Source organism: Cellvibrio fontiphilus, assembly GCF_042646205.1.
GTDB classification, from domain to species: domain Bacteria; phylum Pseudomonadota; class Gammaproteobacteria; order Pseudomonadales; family Cellvibrionaceae; genus Cellvibrio; species Cellvibrio fontiphilus_A.
Map to the genome: position 1 here is coordinate 1 of NZ_JBHRTF010000008.1, position 739 is coordinate 739.

1 protein-coding gene is annotated in these 739 nt (G+C 40.9%); it reads left to right on the forward strand.

Annotation, left to right across the window (positions count from 1 at the left end):
- On the forward strand, positions 1 to 637 hold a 637-nt coding region (locus ACFODX_RS16075; protein WP_378121035.1), incomplete at its 5' end, for a hypothetical protein.
- Positions 638 to 739 lie beyond the last annotated feature (102 nt).

The window sequence follows — 739 nt, forward strand, 5'->3', positions numbered from 1 at the left end:
CGCTGCACCGGGCTACCTTGCTGAATACCTGTTGCTGCAGGTATGGGCTCCACCTTATCGCGTTAAGAATGATAAGAAAACTGGTGAAATCAATCATACAAGGCGTTGCAGCACCGTTCCGCTTCGCTCCACTCGACAGTTTGTAAGCAGCGCATTTAGCGAATCGCTGCGCGAAGTTTTTCCCAAATGCGCTGCTTACAAACTGCGGCTGAACTTAACGTTACACACTATGAAAAAAGCTCTACTTACCGCTGAAGTGCTAATTATCTTAGGCCCGTTAACGGCTGTATTGTGCTACACAACTTTACTTGCAGTTGTGGTCGGTGTTCCTGTTTCTGTAATGCAGTTAATTGGAAAAGGTGGTGCTGATGGTTTAAATATCTTATTAGCAACACTAGGAAATTTTTTTGGGGTTTACGCTTTATTCATTCTATGGGGGCTAATAAATACCACCATAAGAGAAGAAATTTATTATTATTCTTCTAAGTTTAAAATTGCTCTATTTCTAGGCTTGGTTGCATCTTCTATCTTGGTCTATTTGTATGGCAAGCTTGGCTTTATGTTTGGTGTGCTTCCGCCAATTCTAATATTGTTGCAATTCATTTATCTGCAAAGTGCATTGACTAAAAATGTGTAACAAGCGACTGTGGTAGAAAATCAATACCTGAAACGCAAATTTAGTTAGCCTGCCACTCGCAGTTATCCCGCACCATAGCGTTTAAAATCGTCATCATTTTTC